Genomic DNA, 22173 nt, shown 5'->3' with positions numbered 1-22173 from the left:
CCGACGTGAAATACCGAGTCGAACTCAGATTCTGAAACAGATCAAAAGCCCCTCACCCTAGCCCTCTCCCGGAGGGAGAGGGAATGACCGTGGTGTTTGCGGGAGGTACGCCGACGTGCAATACCTCGTTGAATTTGGATCTTGAAAAGCACACAAATCGGCTCCCTCTCCCTCGGGAGAGGGCTGGGGTGAGGGGCAAATCCACCACAAATCCAAAGCCGAGCACGCTGTGCTCCTCACCACTCAATAGGCCGAGTGTCAGCTCGCCTGCTTTTGATCTTGACCCACGGGCGACGTCGGAAGGCTGAGTGGAGGGATTGATCCGGGCGTGGGAGCGCAGCGACCGTTTGGCGAAGCCAAACACAGCGGGAGTAGGTGCAGCGAAGCAAACCGGAGACGCTGCGCCCGGATCGATCCCGGAGCGAAGGAACCCCGAGCCCCAGCGAGCGGGCCGTACGTAGGAGCAAGCGTTTTTTGCTTACTTTTTTAGGCGCTCTTGTAAAAAAGTGAGTCGCCGTAAGGGCCATCCCCTAAGCCGCCGTTACCGCAGCAACGGATCCACCGCAAAGAAAACTGACAGCGCTGACAGCTAGCCGTCACCCTACTGACCCGCAGACAGGTTTATAAAGACAACAACCCTGCCCAAACTCCGCCCGGCGCCCACCCCGCATGCGAATCCAAAAGAACAAAGCCCTGCTAGCCCTAGTGATCGTCTTGGCCGCCGCAGGCACATGGTGGGCAATGAAACCCGCCCCGACCAAACTCGCCACCCCCACCGCCATCCCCGTGCGAGTCATAGCGGTCAGCGAAAAAGACGTCCCCCGCTACACCAGCGGCATCGGCTCCGTACTCTCATTACACAGCGTCGTCGTGCGCCCACAAATAGACGGCATCCTCACCAAAATCCTCGTCAAAGAAGGCCAACTCGTCAAAGCAGGCGACCTGCTGGCCACCATCGACGACCGCTCCATCCGCGCCAGCCTCGACCAGGCCCGCGCCCAACTGGGCGAAAGCCAGGCGCAACTGCAAGTCGCCCTGGTCAACCTCAAACGCTACAAACTGCTCACCGTCGACGACGGCATCTCGAAACAGACCTACGACCAGCAACAAGCCCTGGTCAACCAGCTCAAAGCCACCGCCCAAGGCAACCAAGCCTCAATCGACGCCGCGCAAGTACAACTGTCCTACACGCAAATCCGCTCCCCGGTCACCGGCCGCGTCGGTATTCGCACAGTAGATGAAGGCAACTTCCTGCGCACGACCGACACCGCCGGACTGTTCACCGTCACCCAGATCGACCCGATCGCCGTCGAATTCTCCCTGCCCCAGCAAATGCTGCCGACCCTGCAAGGCCTGATCAACGATCCACAGCGTGCGCAGGTCAAGGCCTACATCGGCGCCGACACCGATGGCGAAACCGGCAGCCTGCTCGGCGAAGGGCACCTGACCCTGATCGACAACCAGATCAACGCCAACACCGGCACCATCCGCGCCAAAGCCGAATTCGACAACGCCAGCCAAAAACTCTGGCCCGGCCTGCTGGTGACGGTAAAAATTCAGACAGCCCTCGACAAAGATGCGCTGGTCGTCCCGCCCACCGTCGTACAACGTGGCCTCGATCAACACTTCGTTTACCGAGTGAATGGCGACAAGGTCGAAGCGGTGCAGGTGCAGATGGTTCACCAAGGCAGCGGCCAGGACATCATCAAAGGCGTGAAGGCCGGTGATGTGCTGGTGACCGATGGCCAGTCGCGGCTCAAACCCGGTTCGACCGTGCAAGTCATGAGCGAGCCGCCGCAGGTGGTGCAAGCGGAGCCGAAACCATGAAGGCGCACAAAGGCGTCTCCACGTGGTGTATCGATCACCCGGTCGCAACAATTCTGCTGACCATTGCCTTGGTACTGGTCGGGTTGATTGCCTTCCCGCGCTTACCGATTGCCCCACTGCCGGAAGCGGAATTTCCGACGATTCAGGTGTCCGCGAAATTGCCCGGCGCCAGCCCCGACACCATGGCCTCGTCCGTGGCCACGCCGCTGGAGGTGCAATTCAGTGCCATCCCCGGCATGACCCAGATGACTTCCAGCAGTGCGCTCGGCTCTACCCTGCTGACCCTGCAATTCAGCCTCGACAAGAGCATCGACACCGCCGCTCAGGAAGTCCAAGCAGCGATCAACACCGCCGCCGGCAAGTTGCCCAAAGACATGCCAACGCTGCCGACCTGGAGGAAGGTCAACCCGGCCGACAGCCCGGTGCTGATCCTCAGTGTCAGCTCGACGCAGATGCCCGGCACCGAACTCAGCGATCTGGTGGAAACCCTGCTCGCGCGTCAGATCAGTCAGATCGACGGCGTAGGCCAAATCAACATCACCGGTCAGCAACGTCCGGCGATCCGCGTTCAGGCTTCGGCGGACAAACTCGCGGCCATCGGCCTGACCCTCGCTGACATCCGTCTGGCGATCCAGCAAACCAGCCTCAACCTCGCCAAGGGCGCGCTGTACGGCGAGTCGAGTATTTCCACGCTGTCGACCAACGACCAGTTGTTCCAGCCTGAGGAGTACCGCCAGCTCATCGTTTCCTACAAGGATGGCGCCCCGGTTCACCTAAGAGATGTCGCCAACGTTATCAACGGTTCGGAAGATGATTATGTGCAAGCGTGGGCGGGTGATCGACCGGGGGTAAACCTTGTGATTTCGCGCCAACCTGGCGCCAACATTGTCGAGACAGTGGATCGCATCCAAGCCGCCCTGCCCGGCCTCGAAGCCATGCTGCCGGCCTCTGTGCAGGTCGACGTTCTGATCGACCGCACCCAGACCATCCGCGCCTCGCTGCATGAAGTCGAGATCACGCTGTTGATCGCGATCCTCCTGGTGGTGGCGGTGATGGCACTGTTCCTGCGTCAGTTGTCGGCAACCCTGATTGTTTCGGCGGTACTCGGCGTGTCGCTGATCGCCAGTTTCGCCTTGATGTACATCCTCGGTTTCAGCCTGAACAACCTGACGCTGGTGGCGATCGTGGTGGCCGTGGGATTTGTGGTCGACGATGCCATCGTGGTGGTGGAAAACATCCACCGGCATCTGGAGGCCGGCGACGACATGCGCGAGGCCGCGATCAAAGGCGCGGGCGAGATCGGTTTTACCGTGGTCTCGATCAGCTTTTCGCTGGTGGCGGCGTTTATTCCGCTGCTGTTCATGGGTGGTGTGGTCGGGCGACTGTTCAAGGAATTCGCCCTGACGGCGACCTCGACCATCATGATTTCCGTGGTGGTGTCGCTGACCCTGGCGCCGACGCTGGCGGCGCTGTTCATGCGCAAACCGGTGCACCACGCCCACGCCAAACCGGGCTTCAGCGAACGTCTGCTCGGCTGGTACGAGAAAGGTCTGCGCCGCGCCCTCGCCCATCAGAAGTTGATGATCGGCGTTTTCGGTTTATCGCTGGCGCTGGCCATCGGCGGTTACATCTTTATCCCGAAAGGTTTCTTCCCGGTGCAGGACACCGGTTTCGTCCTCGGCACCACCGAAGCCGCTGCGGATATTTCCTACGGCGACATGGTAAAAAAACACCTCGCGATGGCCGAAATCGTCGCCGCCGATCCGGCCGTGCAGGCGTTTTCCCACTCGGTCGGCGTGTCCGGCAGCAACCAGACCATCGCCAACGGCCGCTTCTGGATTGCCCTGAAAAAACGCGGCGACCGTGATGTTTCAGCCAGCCAGTTCATCGACCGCATCCGTCCGCAACTGATGAAAGTCCCCGGCATCGTGCTCTACCTGCGCGCCGGCCAGGACATCAACCTCAGCTCCGGCCCGAGCCGCGCGCAGTATCAATATGTGCTGAAGAGCAACGACGGCGCGACCCTCGCGACGTGGACGCAACGCCTGACCGAAAAACTGCGCAGCAACCCCGCGTTCCGTGACATTTCCAATGACCTGCAACTGGGCGGCAGCATCACCCACATCAGCATCGACCGCAGCGCCGCCGCACGTTTCGGCCTGACCGCCAGCGATGTCGACGAGGCGCTGTACGATGCCTTCGGCCAACGGCAGATCAATGAATTCCAGACCCAGGTCAACCAGTACAACGTGATTCTGGAGTTGGACACCAAACAGCGCGGCAAGGCCGAGAGCCTCAACTATTTCTACCTGCGCTCGCCACTGAGTGGCGAGATGGTGCCGCTGTCAGCGCTGGCCAAATTTGACGCGCCGACCATTGGCCCGTTGTCGATCGCGCATGACGGCATGTTCCCCGCCGCCAACCTGTCGTTCAACCTCGCGCCTGGCGTGGCGTTGGGTGATGCGGTGATTCTGCTCAATCAGGCCAAGGCCGAGATCGGCATGCCGACGGCGATCAGCGGCAATTTCCAGGGCGCGGCGCAGGCGTTCCAGAGTTCGCTGGCCAGCCAGCCATGGCTGATTCTCGCGGCGCTGGTTGCGGTGTACATCATTCTCGGTGTGCTTTATGAAAGCTTCGTGCACCCGCTGACGATCATCTCGACGCTGCCGGCGGCAGGTTTGGGTGCGGTGATCATGCTGTGGATCTGCGGTCAGGACTTTTCGATCATGGCGTTGATCGGCCTGGTGTTGCTGATCGGTATCGTCAAGAAGAACGGCATTCTGATGATCGACTTCGCGCTCGAAGCGCAGCGCCAGCGAGGCCTGTCGCCGCAGGAAGCGATTTTCGAGGCGTGCATCACGCGGTTCCGGCCAATCATCATGACCACCCTCGCCGCCCTGCTTGGCGCTCTGCCGCTGATGCTCGGTTACGGCACCGGCGCCGAGTTGCGCCAGCCGCTGGGGATCGCAGTGGTCGGCGGTTTGCTGGTCAGCCAGATGCTGACGCTGTTTACCACTCCGGTCATATACTTGTGGCTCGAGCGGCTGTTCCACCGGCCCAAACCGATGCCCTCACCGGCACTGGCGACCACAGACTGAGGCAGGGTCATGCGCGTTCTGATTATCGAAGACGAGGAAAAAACCGCGGACTATCTGCACCGCGGTCTGACGGAACAGGGTTACACCGTGGATCTGGCCCGCGACGGCGTCGAGGGGCTGCATCTGGCGCTGGAAAGCGACTACGCGGTGATCGTCCTCGACGTCATGTTGCCGGGCCTCGATGGCTTTGGCGTGTTGCGCGCGTTGCGTGCGCGCAAGCAGACCCCGGTGATCATGCTCACCGCCCGCGAGCGCGTCGAAGACCGCATCAAAGGCCTGCGCGACGGCGCCGACGATTACCTCGGCAAACCGTTTTCCTTCCTCGAACTGGTCGCGCGCCTGCAAGCGTTGACCCGGCGCAGCGGCGGTCATGAACCGGTGCAGGTGAGCATCGCTGACCTGTGGATAGATTTGATCAGCCGCAAGGCCACTCGCGCCGGCACCCGTCTGGATCTGACCGCCAAAGAGTTTTCGTTGTTGAGCGTCCTCGCCCGCCGCCAGGGTGAAATCCTTTCGAAAACCGCGATTGCCGAGATGGTCTGGGACATCAATTTCGACAGCGACGCCAACGTCGTCGAAGTGGCGATCAAACGCCTGCGCGCCAAGCTCGACGGGCCGTTCGACGAGAAACTGCTGCACACCATTCGTGGCATGGGTTATGTGCTGGAGAGCCGTGGTGTCCAGTAACTCGATTGCCCTGCGCCTCAGTGGAATGTTCACTCTGGTGGCGCTGCTGGTGTTTCTGTTGATCGGCGGCGCGTTGTATCAGCAAGTCGATAAAGGCTTGGGGTTGCTGCCGGAAGCCGAGCTGGATGCCCGATATAGCGTGCTCGAATCGGCGCTCAATCGCTTCGGTACGCCGGAGCATTGGGTGAAGATAAACGCCAAGTTGAAGCTGCTCGGCGAAGAGGACAAACGCATTCGTTTCTGGGTGGTGAGTGGTGATCCGGGTTACGAATATGGTCAACCGGACGCCGCCATTCGTGCCTTCGCCAAAGGCCCGTTGGGCATGCATGACCTGCAGTTGCCCGGCCAGCCTTACCCACTGAAAGTGCTGCTGACCGAGTTGCCGGCCAAGGATCAACGCCCGCCGCTGCGCTTCATGATCGGCATCGATACCGAGACCTTCCACGAGACTCAGCACAATCTGCTGATTGCGCTGATCGGTCTGGCGATTGTCGGCGTGTTGATGGCCTCGGCGCTGGGCTATTGGGTCGCTCGGATCGGCCTCAAGCCGTTGATCAAACTGTCCCACGAAGCTCAACGCTTGGCGCCCCCATTACGCGCCGGGCGCTTGCGTCTGTCGCCGCTGCCACCGGAGCTGGAGCAGTTTGTCGACTCGTTCAACTCGACGCTGGAGCGCGTTGAACAGGCCTACTCACGGCTGGAATCATTCAACGCCGATGTGGCCCATGAACTGCGCTCGCCGCTGACCAATCTGATTGGCCAGACGCAAGTGGCGCTGACTCGCGGCCGCTCCGCCGAGCATTACTTCGAAGTGCTGCAATCGAATCTGGAAGAACTGGAACGGCTGCGCTCGATCATCAACGACATGCTGTTTCTGGCCAGTGCCGACCAAGGCAACAAGGCGACCAAACTGACCTCGACGTCGCTGGCCGATGAGGTGGCGACGACCCTGGAATATCTGGATTTCATCCTTGAAGATGCGCAGGTTGAAGTGCGGGTCAGCGGTGATGCGCTGGTGCACATCGAGGTCGCGCATTTGCGTCGGGCGTTGATCAATTTGTTGAGCAACGCGGTGCAGCACACCGGCCCTGGACAGGTGATCGAGGTGCGCATCGAGGTCGAGGAACATCAGGTGAGTATCGGCGTGGCCAACCCCGGCTCGCCGATTGCCAGCGAACACTTGCCGCGCTTGTTCGAGCGTTTTTATCGGGTGGATGCGTCGCGCAGCAACAGTGGCAATAACCATGGCTTGGGGCTGGCGATCGTCAAGGCGATTGCGTTGATGCATGGCGGCGATGTGTTTGTGCGCAGTGATCGCGGGATGAATACCTTCGGGATTTATCTTCCGGTCTGAAAAGCCCCTCACCCTAACCCTCTCCCAGAGGGAGAGGGGACTGACCGCGTTGTTCTTTCAAGGTACGCCGACCTGGAATATCCAGTCGAACTCAGACTCTGAAAAGCATGAAGATCTGCTCCCCTTCTCCCTGGGGGAGCGAGACTGGCCGAGTTTTTCTCTCGAAGTACGCCGACCTGAAATATCCAGTCGTAGTCAGGCTTTGAAAAGCATGGAGATCTGCTCCCTTTCCCCCTCGCCCCCTTGGGGGAGAGGGCTGGGGTGAGGGGGTTGCTCTTGGCTGCACCGCAATCTTTGACTTTTACCTCCTGCGCAACAGTCATTTATGAAAATCACGCTGTTTCCCGACGCCCGGCAACCTTATCTTTGCCCGCACCAAACAGCACTCGCCAAGCGAGAAGGTTTTCAAGATGTCCAACAGTATGGGTATTGCCAGCGCGTTCGTTTTGTCCTCATTGATCCTGTCGCCGATGGCGATGGCTGAAGAATCGCAGTCGTTCGTAGCGCACAACGTCGCTCGCGCGCAGGCCTTCGATCAACATCAGGCCGAAGTGATGGCCAAGGCGCAAGACGCCTCGCAAGCCCCGCAGGCTGCCACTTCCCAAACTCAAGCTACCGAGAAAGACAGCTGAGTCGCGCACCGCGCCAACGTTTCCCTCGACGCGGTTGTTTGGCTCTTCCCGTTCAACCGTCGTCATTCCAGGCCGCTGCTTTTCAGCGGCCTTTTTTCGTTGTGGTCTGAAAGCCGTCTGGTTCGTCTGTAACAACAAGAAACATCAAGCCCCTCACGCCATTGAAGGGCCAGTTGACCCAAGGAGCTCCATCGCACGTGCGTTACCCAGTCCGTTTCACCCCGCTGTTCATTGCAATTGCCGCAACGATTGCTCCCGCCGTCCACGCCGATGAACCTGCCAAAGAAGGCTTCGTCGAAGGCTCGAGCCTCAACCTCAACGCCCGCAACTACTACATGAATCGCAACCGCTTGCAGAAAGCGGACGACAACATCGAGTGGGGCCAGGGCTTTCTCGGGGTTTTCCAGTCAGGCTACACCGAAGGCACGGTCGGTTTCGGCCTCGATGCCCACGCCATGCTCGGGTTAAAGCTCGATGGCGGAGGCGGCACGGACGGCTCGAGCATCCTCCCGATCAGAGAGAATGGCGGCAAAGCCCCGGGTTCGTTCTCCACGGCGGGCGGCACGTTGAAAATTCGCGCATTCGATACCGAGTTGAAGGCCGGTGACCTGTTCCTCACCAACCCGGTGATCGCCGGCGGCGACACGCGCATGCTGCCGCAGACTTTCCGGGGTGTGAGCCTGACCAACCACAGCTTCGACGGCTGGTTGATCGAAGGTGGCCAGGCGAGTTTCACCAAACCGTACAACCAGAGCGGCCATACGCGCATCGGCACCTCGTACGGGACGCTGGCCGATGGCGACGAGAGTCAGCACCTGAACTGGACCGGCGTGGCGTGGAGCGGCGTCGAAGGCCTGACCAGCAGCCTGTACGCCGCTGAGTTGAAAGACATCTGGAACCAGTACTACTACGACCTCGACTACACCTGGCAGTTGAGCGATCTGGTCAGCCTCAACCCGGGCCTGCACTTCTATCACACGCAAGACACCGGCGATGCGCTGCTCGGCAACATCGACAACAACACCTACAGCGTGCATTTCACTGTCGGCGTCGGCAGCCACAGCGTCACTGCCGCCTATCAGCGGGTCAACGGCAACACGCCGTTCGACTACATCAGCCAGGGCGACAGCGTTTATCTGGATAACTCGCAGCAGTATTCCGACTTCAACGGCCCGAACGAACGCTCGTGGAAGCTCAAGTACGCCTATGATTTCGCCGGTGTCGGCATGCCGGGGCTGACCTCCTCCGTGTCCTATTCGCGCGGTACGGTGGATCTGACCAAGGTCGACCCCGACAGCAAGGGCTATTCCAACTGGTACAGCGCCGATGGCCGCAACGCCAAGCATTGGGAACGCGATCTCGATTTGAAGTACGTGGTGCAAAGCGGTCAGGCCAAGGATCTGGCGGTACACCTGCAATGGGCAACCAACCGTGGCGGCAACGGTTACGGCGTGATTGATTCAGATACAGATGAGTACCGCGTGATCATCGACTACCCGCTCAACGTCTTCTAAGATCGGCGCCGCCATAACACCGTCTTAAATTCAGTGATGCACCCTGTGTGCGAGCCTGCTCCGAGCGGCGTTCCGACGAAAGCGGTCTACCATTCGACATCCAGGTTGAATGACACAGCGCTTTCGCGAGCAGGCTCGCTCCCACATTAGGAATGGTTTCTGGCTTCGGCAGCAGTGTTTGTGCAACTACGCTTATAAGACTTTCCCCCAACCGACAGCCCATCATGATCGCGAGCCGTACCCCACCCGTTGCGGGCAAGACCGGACGCCCCGAATTGCTGCTGATCTGCGGCAGTTTGCTGAGCGTGATCGCGATTCTGTGCATCGTCACGTTCCTGCTGATCCGCGAGCACGCCAACGCTCAGGAATCGGCGACACGCAGCGCCACCACCATCGCGCAGCTGATCGACGCCGATGTACTGCGCACCGTCGAGCTGTACGACTTGACCTTGCAAGGTCTGATCGCCGCCGCCCAGCGCGATGACCTGCAAGATGTCTCACCGCAGATCCGCCACCTGGCGCTGTTCGACCGCTCAACCACGGCGCGCTTCAAGGGCGACATACTGCTGCTCGACAAGAACGGTGATGTGCTTGCCGACTCCTCGCGGATCGAACCGAAGCCGGGCAACTTTGCCGACCGCGACTACTTCCTCGCCCACGCGCTCGACCGCCACATCGGCATGTTCATCAGCCGCCCATTCAAGACCCGTTGCGACTGTGACGAGGCCAATCAGTGGCGAATCAGCTTCAGTCGACGGATTTCCTCGGAAACCGGTGAGTTCGCCGGTGTGGCCGTGGCGTCGATGAAACTCGATTACTTCGATCAGTTGTTCAACAGCCTCGACATCGGCAATGACAGCACGCTGAACATCATCAACAACGACGGCATCCTGCTGGCGCAGAAGCCTTATCTGCAAAGCGATTCCATCGGCAAGAGCTTCGGCAACCGACCGAATGTCGTGCGGATCCTCGGGGACAAGGATGGCAATGGCAGTTTTACCAGCACCTCAAGCATGGACCAGCAACAGCGGCTCTATACCTATTCGCGGGTCGGTAATCTGCCGCTGACGGTGATGGTCGCGCTGTCCAGCGACGAAGTGTTCGGCACCTGGCGGCGCACCGCGATTCTGATCAGTGGTGCCACGGGCGTGTTGTGTATGGGTTTGCTGTGGCTGACCTGGTTGCTGGCTCGCGAGTTGCGCCTGCGCCAACGGGCCGAGCGCGAGCTGGCGCAACTGGCCGCCACCGATGCGCTGACGGGCTTGGCCAATCGGCGGATGCTCGATCAGACACTGCGTCACGAATGGTTCCGCGCCCAGCGTTCAGGTAAACCGCTGTCAGTGATGATGATCGATGCCGATCACTTCAAGGCCTTTAATGACCGGCATGGCCATCAGGGCGGCGATTTGGCGCTGAAGACGCTGGCCAGGGTCATCACGGAAAATGTGCGGAGACCGGCGGATCTGGTGGCGCGCTACGGAGGTGAAGAGTTTTCGGTGATTCTCGCCGAGACCGACGGCCAGGGCGCGCAGCAGATTGCCGAGCATATTCGTCAGGCGGTGGAGCAATTGCCGTTGGTCGACGGTGCCGATCGGCCGATGACCGTGAGCATTGGCATTGCGACGTGGACGACGGCGAGCGAGATGACGCTGGAGCAGTTGTTGTTTGCGGCGGACAAGGCGCTGTATCAGGCCAAGGAAGGTGGGCGTAATCGGGTCGTGAGCTATTAAGATCAAAAGATCGCAGCCTTCGGCAGCGCCTACAGGATGATCGCATTCCCATGCAGGAGCTGCCGAAGGCTGCGATCTTTTGATTTTAAAAGAGCATAAAAAAAGGCCATCCGAGGATGGCCTTCAAAAAACTAGAGAGGTTTTTTACTTACACGGCCGCAACCGGGCGCATGTAAGAGATCGGTGCGGTGCTGGCGTCTTCGAACGTCACCACTTCCCAAGCGTCTGTCTGCTCAATCAACTTGCGCAGCAGCTGGTTGTTCAGTGCATGACCGGACTTGAAGCCTTTGAACTCACCAATCAGGCTGTTGCCCAGCAGGTACAGGTCGCCAATCGCATCGAGGATCTTGTGTTTGACGAATTCGTCTTCATAACGAAGACCGTCTTCGTTCAACACACCATCAGCGTCGACCACAATTGCGTTTTCAACGCTGCCGCCGAGTGCGAGGTTGTGCTTGCGCAGGTACTCGATGTCACTCATGAAACCAAAGGTACGGGCGCGGCTGACTTCTTTTACGAACGAAGTGCTGGAAAAATCCACGCTTGCACTCTGGGTGCGGTCCCGGAATACCGGGTGATCGAAATCGATCTCGAAGCTCACCTTGAAGCCTTCGAAAGGGACGAAAGTGGCGCGCTTGTCGCCGTCTTCCACTGTCACTTCACGCAGGATGCGGATGAATTTCTTGGCGGCGTCCTGTTCTTCCAGGCCTGCCGATTGAATCAGGAATACGAAGGGTCCAGCGCTGCCATCCATGATCGGGACTTCGGACGCGGAGAGCTCGACGTAGGCGTTATCGATGCCCAGGCCAGCCATGGCCGAGAGCAAGTGCTCTACCGTGTCCACTTTGACGTCGCCGTTGATCAGCGTCGTCGACATAGTGGTTTCACCGACGTTTTCCGCGCGGGCAGGAATCTGCACCACAGGGTCGAGGTCAGCGCGACAAAACACAATGCCAGTGTCGACAGGCGCAGGCTTGAGGGTCAGATAGACCTTCTCACCGGAGTGCAGGCCTACACCTGTGGCACGGATAATATTTTTCAGTGTGCGTTGTTTAATCATGGCTTGGGCCGCTTCAGCGCAAATTGCGAACTGGTATCAACAAAGGCTGGCGATGATAGCAGACCATGCCTTTGCTGAACACCAATCACCTTCATAGCCCTGATACATTCCATCAATCGGCCTGACGACGCAGGAAAGCCGGGATGTCCAGGTAGTCCAGGTCATCTTGCGGATTCATCTTCGCGGCAGCCGCAGCACCGGCCTGAGCCTGGTTGCGCATGACGGTCGGACGGTCCAGATCACGGTAGTTCACCGCTGGCACTTCCTGACGGGCCGGAGCCGGTTGTTGCACCTGGGCGGAAGCCATGGAGGTGTGAACGGTGTTGTCGATGACCTTCACAGGCTTCTCGATTTTCGCGCCCAGACCGGTGGCAACCACAGTCACGTGCAGCTCGTCGCGCATGTCCGGATCGATAACGGTACCGACCTTGACCATCGCGTGTTCGGAAGCGAAGGCTTCGATGATCGAACCCACGTCGGAGTACTCACCCAGAGACAGGTCAGGACCGGCAGTGATGTTCACCAGGATGCCGCGTGCACCTTGCAGGTTCACGTCTTCCAGCAGCGGGTTGCGAATTGCAGCTTCGGTCGCTTCACGTGCACGGTTCGGACCGCTGGCGCAGCCAGTGCCCATCATCGCCATGCCCATTTCGCTCATCACGGTACGCACGTCGGCGAAGTCGACGTTGATCATGCCCGGACGCTTGATGATGTCGGAGATACCGCGAACGGCACCGGCCAATACATCGTCAGCCTTGGCGAAAGCCGACAGCAGGCTTGCGTCTTTACCGAGGATGGTCAGCAGCTTCTCGTTGGGAATGGTGATCAACGAGTCGACGCTTTCGGAGAGCATGCGGATGCCTTCGTCGGCGATCTGCATACGCTTGCGGCCTTCGAACGGGAACGGACGCGTCACGACAGCGACGGTCAGAATGCCCATTTCCTTGGCCACTTCGGCGATGATCGGCGCAGCACCGGTACCGGTACCGCCGCCCATGCCAGTGGTGATGAACACCATGTTGGTGCCCTGCAGGACTTCGGCAATGCGCTCACGGTCTTCGAGAGCGGCCTGACGACCTACTTCAGGGTTGGCGCCAGCGCCCAGACCTTTGGTCACGCCGGTGCCCAGTTGCAGAATGGTGCGCGCGCCGATGTTTTTCAGCGCTTGAGCATCAGTGTTGGCGCAGATGAATTCAACGCCTTCGATGTTGCTCTTGACCATGTGATTGACAGCGTTGCCGCCGCCACCGCCAACACCGATAACTTTGATTACCGGGCTTGCGGGGATGTTGTCTACGAGTTCGAACATTTTCCCTCTCCTTACATTCTCTAGTTTTTTCGCCTACTGCATTTTTGTCGCGGTGCATCTACTGCTACTGCTTGCCGCCTGAAGCTTGACGCTTCGAGCTGCTTTTAAAAGTTGCCTTGAACCCACTTCTTCAATCGGTCCAGCAACGGCGCCTGAGGCTCTTCGTTGCTGTAGCTGTCGCGGCTGCCGATGCCGGAGAACGAAACCCCGTCGGACTGCTTTTGCAGGCCGTACATCAACAAGCCAACGCCAGTGGAATAAATCGGGTTGCGCACCACGTCATCCAGGCCTTTCACGCCATGCGGCACACCGAGGCGGACCGGCATGTGGAAGATTTCTTCGGCCAGTTCAGTGGCGCCTTCCATCTTCGAGGTGCCACCGGTCAGCACGATGCCGGCCGGGATCAGGTCTTCGTAGCCGCTGCGACGCAGCTCGGCCTGAATCAGCGTGAACAGTTCGTCGTAGCGCGGCTCGACCACTTCGGCCAGGGCCTGACGCGACAGCTCGCGCGGTGGACGGTCGCCGACGCTCGGCACCTTGATGGTTTCACCGGCACCGGCCAGTTTGGCCAGGGCGCAGGCGTAGCGAATCTTGATCTCTTCGGCGTACTGGGTCGGGGTGCGCAACGCCATGGCGATGTCGTTGGTCACCTGATCTCCGGCAATCGGGATCACTGCGGTGTGACGGATCGCGCCTTCGGTGAAGATCGCGATGTCGGTGGTACCACCGCCGATGTCGACCAGACACACGCCCAGCTCTTTTTCGTCGTCGGTCAGCACCGAGTACGCGGACGCCAGTTGCTCAAGAATGATGTCGTCGATTTCCAGACCGCAGCGACGCACGCATTTTTCAATGTTTTGTGCGGCGTTGACGGCGCAGGTGACCACGTGAACCTTGGCTTCCAGACGCACACCGGACATGCCCAGAGGCTCACGAACGCCTTCCTGGTTATCGATCACATAATCCTGCGGCAGGGTGTGCAGCACGCGCTGATCAGCCGGGATCGCCACAGCCTGAGCGGCGTCGAGCACGCGCTCAAGGTCGGCCGAGCTGACTTCACGATCGCGGATCGCAACGATGCCGTGGGAGTTCAGGCTGCGGATGTGATTGCCCGCCACACCGACGAACGCCGAGTGAATGCGGCAGCCCGCCATCAGTTGGGCTTCTTCGATCGCGCGCTGGATCGATTGCACGGTGGACTCGATGTTGACCACCACGCCCTTCTTCAGGCCACGGGACGGATGGGTACCGATCCCGACGATTTCCAGCGAGCCGTCGTCGGAAACCTCGCCGACCAGCGCCACCACCTTGGAGGTGCCGATATCGAGACCGACGATCATTTTGCCGCTTTGCACGTTTGCCATGGGTCCTGCCTCTTCTTAATTCTTCGCGACAGCGGGTTGGGCTGTCGTCGGCGCGACTGGTTCCCGCCAGCCAACAGCGAGGCCGTTGGCGTAGCGCAGATCGATGCGCGCAATGTTCGTAATCTGTTCTTTAAGCGTCTTGTCATAGATGGCGATAAAGCGGCGCATCTTTTCCACCAGGTTGCCGCGTCCCAGCAGCAACTCGATGCCGGGGCCGGAACTGCCGGCACCGGTGGTCAGGAACCAGCTCCCGCGTTCACGCAGTTCCAGGCGTGCAATCGAGAAGCCCAACGGCCGCAGCATCTGGCTCAGCACCTGATACTGCTGCATGACTTGCTGCTGGGCCCGTTGTGGGCCGAACAGCTGTGGCAAGTGTTCGTAGTTGGCCAGTTCCCTGGGCGTAAACGCCTGGCCCTGGTTGTTCAGCAACGACTCGTCACCCCAACGCGCCACCGGCAGTTGCTCTTCGAGGCGGATCACCACCTGGTCCGGCCACACCCGACGCACTTCGGCGTGAGCGATCCACGGCATCTGTTCAAGCTCGGTACGCATCCCGGCCAAATCGATGGTGAAGAAGCTCGACGCCACGTATGGGGCGATTCGCTGCTGCACCGCTTGCTGGCTGATGTAGCTCAGGTCGCCCTGCACGGCGATCTTGGTGATCGGCCGGTCGGCGTACGGCAGCAAACGTGTTGCACCTTCGTAGGTACCAAAGCCCAGCGCCACCAGCAGCACCGGCCAGAACAGACTTTTCAGAAAGCTGAAATTGGCTTTCGGCAGGCGCGCGGACATCGGCTCTTTCGCCACCATTCGGCTGGCACCCCGCGGCACCGGCTTGCGGCCGGGTGCGGGAGGCTGATGTCTGAGCTGAGCGCCTTGCATCGTCTTAACCTCGAGCGTCTTCAACACTGGCGGCGAGAATGGCCAGAACCAGTTGCTGGAAATCCAGGCCAGCCGCACGGGCCGCCATCGGTACCAGACTGTGATCGGTCATGCCCGGCGCGGTGTTCACTTCCAGGAACCAGAACTGCCCGTCGGCGTCCTGCATCACGTCCGCCCTGCCCCAACCGGCAATACCCAGCGCCTCACAGGCCTTGGCCGTGAGATCCATGAGTTCCTGTTCCTTGGCGGCATCCAGCCCGCACGGAATGCGGTACTGGGTATCGTTGGCGATGTACTTGGCGTCGTAGTCGTAGAACGTGTGCGGTGTACCCAGGGCAATTGGAGGCAACACCTGGTCACGCAGGGTGGCGATGGTGAACTCCGGACCTTGAATCCATTGCTCAACCAAGACTTGCGAATCGTAGGTACTGGCCGCTTTCCATGCGTCGATCAACTCGGACGCAGAACTCACTTTGGCCATCCCGATACTTGAACCTTCATGCGCCGGTTTGACGATCAAAGGGAAGCCCAGTTCCGTCGCCGCCGAAATACAATCGGCTTCGCTGCACAGCACGGCGTGACGCGGCGTCGGAATCCCGAGGCTGTGCCAGACCTGTTTGGTGCGCAGTTTGTCCATCGCCAGTGCCGAAGCCAGAATGCCACTGCCGGTGTACGGAATGCCCGCCACTTCGAGCAGCCCCTGCATGCTGCCGTCTTCACCGCCACGGCCGTGAAGAATGATGAAGGCGCGGTCGATCTTTTCGCTGAGCAGACGTTGCAGAATGTCGGCGCCAACGTCAATGCCGAACGCGTCCACGCCAGCGCTTTGCAGCGCGTCGAGCACGGCATTACCGGATTTCAGCGACACCTCACGCTCGGCACTCAGGCCACCGAAGAGTACGGCGACGCGGCCGAAGTCTTTCGGCGCGATGGTGGAGAACAGTTTGGCGTAGGCAGCAGTCATTTCAACTTCCCCTCGACCGACGCCGCCACGGCGCCAGCGAACAATTCACTTTTCAACAGCTTCGGCGCGAGACCGCCGATATCACCGGCGCCCTGGCACAGCAGGATGTCGCCGGCACGCAGCAGCGGCTTGACCAGCGGCGCCAGATCGACGCCACGCTCGATGTAGATCGGGTCGAGCTGCCCGCGCTGACGGATGCTGTTGCACAGCTTGCGGCTGTCGGCGCCCGGGATCGGCTCTTCGCCGGCCGGATAGACTTCCATCAGCAGCAGCACGTTGGCGTCGGCCAGTACATTGACGAAATCGTCGTACAGGTCGCGGGTGCGGCTGTAACGGTGCGGCTGGTAGACCATCACCAGACGGCGCTCCGGCCAGCCACCGCGCACGGCTTTGATCACTGCGGCGACTTCGGTCGGGTGGTGACCGTAATCGTCGACCAACATCACGTTGCCGCCGTCCACTGGCAGTTCGCCGTAGACCTGGAAACGCCGACCAACGCCCTGGAAGCCCGACAGGCCCTGGACGATGGCTTCATCGCTGACGCCTTCGTCGGTGGCGATGCAAATGGTCGCCAGCGAGTTGAGCACGTTGTGGTTGCCGGGCATGTTCACCGACACGTCCAGCGGCTCACGATCCGGGCGCAGCACGGTGAAGAACGTCTGCATGCCTTGCTGGCGAATATTGATCGCGCGCACGTCAGCGTCTTCGCTGAAGCCGTAAGTCACGGTCGGACGTTTCACCAGCGGCAGAATTTCGCGCACCACCGGATCGTCCAGGCACATCACGGCCAAACCGTAGAACGGCAGGTTGTGCAGGAACTCGACGAAGGTTTTCTTCAGTTTGTTGAAGTCACCGTCGTAGGTTGCCATGTGGTCGGCGTCGATGTTGGTGACCACGGCCACCAGCGGTTGCAGGTGCAGGAAACTCGCATCGCTTTCGTCGGCTTCGGCGATCAGATAACGGCTGGTGCCGAGCTGGGCATTGGTGCCCGCGGCATTCAGACGGCCACCGATGACGAAGGTCGGGTCCAGACCACCGGCGGCGAACACCGAAGCGATCAGGCTGGTGGTGGTGGTTTTGCCGTGCGTACCGGCAACGGCGATGCCGTGGCGATAGCGCATCAGTTCGGCGAGCATCTCGGCACGCGGCACCACCGGGATGCGGCGCTCAAGCGCGTTCGCCACTTCCGGGTTGGAGGTATTCACAGCGCTCGACACCACCAGCACATCGGCGGCAGCGGCGTTCTCGGCACGGTGGCCGATGAAGATGTGCGCACCGAACGATTCCAGACGCTCGGTCACCGGCGAAGCTTTCAAGTCGGAACCGGACACTTCATAGCCCAGGTTCAACAACACTTCGGCAATCCCGCACATGCCCACGCCGCCGATACCGACGAAGTGGATGCGACGGATGCGGCGCATTTCCGGTTGCGGCATGGCTTTCTGATTCTCAACCATGGGCCACCTCCAGACAGGTATCGACCACGCTACGGGTGGCATCGGGTTTCGCCAGACGGCGGGCCGCTTGGGCCATATCTTCGAGTCGTTGCGGTTGCATCAAGACCTCTGTCAGGCGCGCGGCAAGGTCCGCGGCGCCAGTCGTTCTTTGCGGCATCAGGAAGGCTGCGCCTTCACGGGCCAAATAATCGGCGTTGCGGGTCTGGTGATCGTCGATCGCGTGGGGCAAAGGCACCAGCATCGAGGGCAGACCGGCGGCAGCCAGCTCACTGATGGTCAACGCGCCTGCGCGGCACACCACCAGGTCAGCCCAGCCATAGGCCTGGGCCATGTCTTTGATGAACGGCTGCACCTGCGCATCCACGCCGGCGGCGCGGTAGCGCTCTGCAGTCACTTCATCGTGGTTTTTGCCGGCCTGATGAAACACTTCCGGGCGCAAATCGGCAGCGACTTGGGCCAGGGCTTCAGGCAGCAATTTGTTCAACGGTTCTGCGCCCAGGCTTCCGCCGAGGATCAGCAAACGCGCTTTGCGACCGGCCAGGGCAGGTCGCGATGTGTCGAGGAACAGCTCGCTGCGCACCGGGTTTCCGGTGGTACGGCGGGTGTCCGACAGAGTAAAGGTGTCGGGGAACGCTTCACACACCCGGGCGGCGAACGGCACCAGCAACCGATTGGCGGTGCCGGCCACAGCGTTCTGCTCGTGAACGATCACCGGCACGCCGGCCAGTTTTGCGGCGAGGCCACCGGGGCCGGTCACATAACCACCGAAGCCGACCACACACACTGGCTTCAAGCGACGAATGATTGCCCGCGCCTGCCACACCGATTTCAGCAGCATGAACGGCGCCTTGAGCAGCGACAGCTTGCCCTTGCCGCGCAGGCCGGTGGCGTTGATCCGGTGCAGTTGCAGACCGGCCGCCGGCACCAGTTCGTTTTCGATACCGCGTGGCGTGCCGAGCCAGTGCACGGTGTAACCGCGCGCCTGAAACTCGCGGGCACAGGCCAGCGCCGGGAATACGTGGCCGCCGGTTCCGCCGGCCATGATCAATACGTTAGCGCCCATGATTCGGCTCCTCGGCGAAGTCGCTCTCATGGAATTCCATCTCTTCACTGCCCAGGTGGGTTCGACTCTCCCACTCGATCCGCAGCAACAAGCCCAGACAGGCACAGCAGATCACCAACGAACTGCCGCCATAACTGAGGAACGGCAAGGTCAGACCTTTGGTTGGCAGCAGACCGACGTTCACCCCGATGTTGATCAGGAATTGACCAATCCACAGGAACGACAGGCCGTAAGCCACATAAGCGGCGAAAAACTGTTTGGCTTTCTCTGCCCACAAGCCGATGTACATGCCGCGAATACACACGAACACGAACAGCGCGACAGTGCACAGCGAACCCACCGCGCCCAGCTCTTCGGCCAATACCGAGAACACGAAGTCGGTGTGTGCTTCCGGCAGATAGAACTGCTTCTGCACGCTGTTGCCCAGGCCCACGCCCAGCCACTCGCCGCGACCGAAAGCGATCAAGGCTTGCGACAATTGATAACCGGCGCCGAACTGGTCGGCCCACGGGTCAGCGAAGTTGGTCAGACGCGCCATCCGGTACGGCTGCATTTGAATCAGCAAGACCACCGCCCCGACCGCCAACACCACCATCAGCGAGAAGCGGAACAGCCCGACCCCGCCGAGAAATAGCATGGCCGCCGCAGCGCCCATCATCACCACGGTGGCACCGAAGTCCGGCTCCATCAGCAGCAGACCGGCCATCGGCAGCAGCACGATGAACGGCTTGAAGAAGCCCATCCAGCTCTCGCGCACTTCTTTCTGACGCCGCACCAGATAACCGGCGAGGTAGATCACCACGAACACCTTGGCGATTTCCGACGGCTGCACGTTGAAGAAGCTGAAACCGATCCAGCGCATCGAACCGTTCACTTCGCGCCCGATGCCCGGGATGATCACCATCACCAGCAAACCGAACGCACCGATCAGCATCAGCCAGCCGAGGCGTTGCCAGGTGGCAATCGGAATCATCATGGTGACGATGCACGCGCCAAGACCCAGCACCACATAAATAAGGTGGCGAATCATGTAATACAGCGGGCTGCCGGACTGCGCCGCCGCCACTTCGGTGGACGCCGAGGCAATCATGATCAGGCCGAGACCAAGCAGCGCCAGGCAACCGGCGAGCATCGGGAAATCGAGGTCGATGCCGCGCCCGGTGATAATCGGCGAAGGATACGGCTTGATGATATTGCGCAGGCTCATGCCAGATCCTCCACAGCGCGGACGAACTGGTGACCACGGTCTTCGTAATTCTTGAACATGTCGAAACTGGCGCAGGCCGGCGACAGCAGCACAACGTCACCCGGCTGGGCGGCGGCGCGGCACTGCGCAACGGCGTCGACCAGCGAGGTCGCGCGAATCAGCGGTACGGCATCACCGATGGCTGTGCCGATCTTGTCCGAGTCGCGGCCCATCAGGATCACGGCGCGGCAGTTGGCCGCCACCGGACCACGCAGATCGTTGAATTCGGCACCCTTGCCATCACCACCGGCGATCAGAATGACCTTGCCGTCGATGTCCGCGCCCAAGCCTTCGATGGCGGCCAGTGCGGCGCCAACGTTGGTCGCTTTGGAATCGTTGTAATAGGCCACGCCGTCGAGATCACGCACCCACTGGCAGCGATGTTCGAGGCCGGCGAAAGTGCGCAAGGCCGAGAGCATGGCGTCGAACGGCAAGCCCACGGCATGCCCCAGCGCCAATGCTGCGAGGGCGTTGGACTGGTTATGGGCGCCGCGAATCTTCAGCTCACGCACCGGCATCAGGTTCTGGAATTCGAAGGCCAGGTACTTCTCGCCGTCTTCTTCGCGGATACCGAATGCCTTGAAATCCGGTTTGGTCAGGCCGAAGGTCCAGCATGGCTGGCCCTCGCCCATCAACGGACGGGTCAGCGCATCCTGACGGTTGACCACGAACTGCCTGGCGCCACGGAAGATCCGGTGCTTGGCCAGGTGGTACGCCGGCAGACCGCTGTAGCGATCCATGTGATCTTCGCTGATGTTCAGCACGGTGGCCACTTCGGCATTGAGCTGGTCGGTGGTTTCCAGTTGGAAACTCGACAGCTCCATCACGTAAAGCTCGACGTCGTCGCTGAGCAGGTCCAGCGCCGGGGTGCCGAGGTTGCCACCGACGGCGACGCGCTTGCCAGCCGCAGCCGCCATCTCGCCAACCAGCGTGGTCACGGTACTTTTCGCGTTGGAACCGCTGATGGCCACGATCGGCGCCCGTGCGTTACGCGCGAACAGCTCGATGTCGCCGGACAGTTTCACGCCACGGGCCGCAGCGGCTTGCAGGGCCGGGGTCGCCAGCGCCAGGCCGGGGCTCACGTAGAGCTCGTCGGCACGGCACAGGAATTCGACGTCCAGCTCGCCACAACGCACTTCCACGTGCGGATAGTCACGCTTGAGCGTGGCCAGTTCCGGTGGATTTTCCCGCGTGTCGGCCACGGCAAACGACGTGCCCCGGTTCGCCAGGAAGCGAACCAGGGACATGCCGCTCTTGCCGAGGCCGACAACGATGCGGAAGTGGTCAGAAGCGATCAGAGACACTCGTTCTACCTCAGCTTCAGGGTGGCAAGGCCGATCAGCACGAGAATCACGGTGATGATCCAGAAACGGACGATCACGCGCGGCTCGGGCCAGCCCTTGAGTTCAAAATGGTGGTGGATCGGTGCCATGCGGAACACACGGCGACCGGTCAGCTTAAAGGACGCAACCTGAATGACGACTGACAGGGTTTCCATCACGAACACGCCGCCCATTATGAACAGGACGATTTCCTGACGGACGATTACGGCGATGGTGCCCAGTGCCGCGCCGAGTGCCAGGGCACCGACGTCGCCCATGAACACTTGCGCCGGATAGGTGTTGAACCACAGGAAGCCCAGACCGGCACCGATCAGCGCACCGCAGAACACGATCAGCTCGCCCGCGCCCGGCACGTAAGGAATCAGCAGGTATTCGGCGAACTTCACGTTACCCGACAGGTAGCAGAAGATGCCCAGACCGCCGCCAACCATCACGGTGGGCATGATCGCCAGACCATCGAGGCCGTCAGTCAGATTGACCGCGTTGCTCGAACCGACGATCACAAAGTAGGTCAGCACGATGAAGCCTGCGCCCAGCGGAATGCTGTAGTCCTTGAGCATCGGCAGGATCAGCGTGGTTTCCACCGGGGTGGACGCAGTCATATAAAGGAAGATCGCCGCGCCGAGACCGAACACCGATTGCC

At 60.7% G+C, this 22173-nt stretch carries 17 protein-coding genes; 7 read left to right on the top strand and 10 right to left on the bottom strand.

Annotated elements, in window-relative coordinates; translation table 11 throughout:
• The first annotated feature begins 669 nt into the window (after positions 1-669).
• The 7 genes from M9827_RS16670 (at position 670) to M9827_RS16640 (ending at position 10842) form a co-directional block, all read left to right on the top strand.
• Entirely contained in the window at positions 670-1827 is a 1158-nt protein-coding gene (locus M9827_RS16670; RefSeq protein ID WP_250606245.1) for an efflux RND transporter periplasmic adaptor subunit, read from the top strand.
• Positions 1824-4925, top strand: a complete 3102-nt coding sequence (locus M9827_RS16665; RefSeq protein ID WP_250606244.1) for a multidrug efflux RND transporter permease subunit — start codon at positions 1824-1826, stop codon at positions 4923-4925. Before M9827_RS16670 ends, M9827_RS16665 begins: the two co-directional genes overlap by 4 nt.
• A gap of 9 nt (positions 4926-4934) precedes the next feature.
• Positions 4935-5612: a heavy metal response regulator transcription factor gene (locus tag M9827_RS16660; RefSeq protein ID WP_007916978.1), complete on the top strand. Its 678-nt coding sequence runs from the start codon at positions 4935-4937 to the stop codon at positions 5610-5612.
• Complete coding sequence (locus tag M9827_RS16655; protein WP_250606243.1) at positions 5602-6966, top strand: heavy metal sensor histidine kinase; 1365 nt, start codon at positions 5602-5604, stop codon at positions 6964-6966. The genes M9827_RS16660 and M9827_RS16655 overlap by 11 nt, the downstream gene beginning before the upstream one ends.
• Before the next feature lie 410 nt (positions 6967-7376).
• On the top strand, positions 7377-7598 hold the full coding sequence (locus tag M9827_RS16650; RefSeq protein ID WP_250606242.1) for a hypothetical protein: 222 nt from the start codon (positions 7377-7379) through the stop codon (positions 7596-7598).
• Positions 7599-7795: 197 nt separating this feature from the next.
• Complete coding sequence (locus tag M9827_RS16645; RefSeq protein ID WP_250606241.1) at positions 7796-9112, top strand: OprD family porin; 1317 nt, start codon at positions 7796-7798, stop codon at positions 9110-9112.
• 224 nt (positions 9113-9336) lie between these two features.
• Positions 9337-10842 carry a sensor domain-containing diguanylate cyclase gene (locus M9827_RS16640; protein WP_250606240.1) on the top strand — a complete coding sequence of 502 codons (1506 nt, stop codon included), beginning with the start codon at positions 9337-9339 and terminating at the stop codon, positions 10840-10842.
• A gap of 148 nt (positions 10843-10990) precedes the next feature.
• Here the strand turns inward: M9827_RS16640 and lpxC are convergent, their stop codons facing one another.
• The 10 genes from lpxC to mraY form a co-directional block, all read right to left on the bottom strand.
• Positions 10991-11902, bottom strand: a complete 912-nt coding sequence (lpxC, locus tag M9827_RS16635) for a UDP-3-O-acyl-N-acetylglucosamine deacetylase (RefSeq protein ID WP_007916984.1) — start codon at positions 11900-11902, stop codon at positions 10991-10993.
• A gap of 112 nt (positions 11903-12014) precedes the next feature.
• The gene (gene ftsZ / locus M9827_RS16630; protein ID WP_250606239.1) at positions 12015-13211 is read right to left on the bottom strand and encodes a cell division protein FtsZ; all 1197 of its coding nucleotides are present in this window, start codon (positions 13209-13211) and stop codon (positions 12015-12017) included.
• Positions 13212-13315: 104 nt separating this feature from the next.
• The gene (gene ftsA, locus M9827_RS16625; RefSeq protein ID WP_007916987.1) at positions 13316-14575 is read right to left on the bottom strand and encodes a cell division protein FtsA; all 1260 of its coding nucleotides are present in this window, start codon (positions 14573-14575) and stop codon (positions 13316-13318) included.
• Between the two features lie 15 nt (positions 14576-14590).
• Complete coding sequence (locus tag M9827_RS16620; RefSeq protein ID WP_250606238.1) at positions 14591-15457, bottom strand: cell division protein FtsQ/DivIB; 867 nt, start codon at positions 15455-15457, stop codon at positions 14591-14593.
• Between the two features lie 4 nt (positions 15458-15461).
• Positions 15462-16421: a D-alanine--D-alanine ligase gene (locus M9827_RS16615; protein WP_250606237.1), complete on the bottom strand. Its 960-nt coding sequence runs from the start codon at positions 16419-16421 to the stop codon at positions 15462-15464.
• The gene (gene murC, locus M9827_RS16610; RefSeq protein ID WP_016987574.1) at positions 16418-17878 is read right to left on the bottom strand and encodes a UDP-N-acetylmuramate--L-alanine ligase; all 1461 of its coding nucleotides are present in this window, start codon (positions 17876-17878) and stop codon (positions 16418-16420) included. The genes M9827_RS16615 and murC overlap by 4 nt, the downstream gene beginning before the upstream one ends.
• Complete coding sequence (gene murG, locus M9827_RS16605; protein WP_250606236.1) at positions 17871-18941, bottom strand: undecaprenyldiphospho-muramoylpentapeptide beta-N-acetylglucosaminyltransferase; 1071 nt, start codon at positions 18939-18941, stop codon at positions 17871-17873. The genes murC and murG overlap by 8 nt, the downstream gene beginning before the upstream one ends.
• A complete protein-coding gene (gene ftsW / locus M9827_RS16600; RefSeq protein ID WP_007916996.1) occupies positions 18931-20148 on the bottom strand; it encodes a putative lipid II flippase FtsW in 1218 nt (405 codons plus the stop codon). Before ftsW ends, murG begins: the two co-directional genes overlap by 11 nt.
• Complete coding sequence (gene murD / locus M9827_RS16595) at positions 20145-21491, bottom strand: UDP-N-acetylmuramoyl-L-alanine--D-glutamate ligase (RefSeq protein ID WP_250606235.1); 1347 nt, start codon at positions 21489-21491, stop codon at positions 20145-20147. Before murD ends, ftsW begins: the two co-directional genes overlap by 4 nt.
• 5 nt (positions 21492-21496) lie before the next feature.
• On the bottom strand, positions 21497-22173 hold a 677-nt coding region (mraY, locus tag M9827_RS16590; RefSeq protein WP_250606234.1), incomplete at its 5' end, for a phospho-N-acetylmuramoyl-pentapeptide-transferase.

This window comes from Pseudomonas sp. AKS31, assembly GCF_023634765.1.
Lineage (GTDB): Bacteria > Pseudomonadota > Gammaproteobacteria > Pseudomonadales > Pseudomonadaceae > Aquipseudomonas.
The sequence above is the reverse complement of the archived record's forward strand: the minus strand, read 5'-3'. Positions and strand labels throughout refer to the sequence as shown.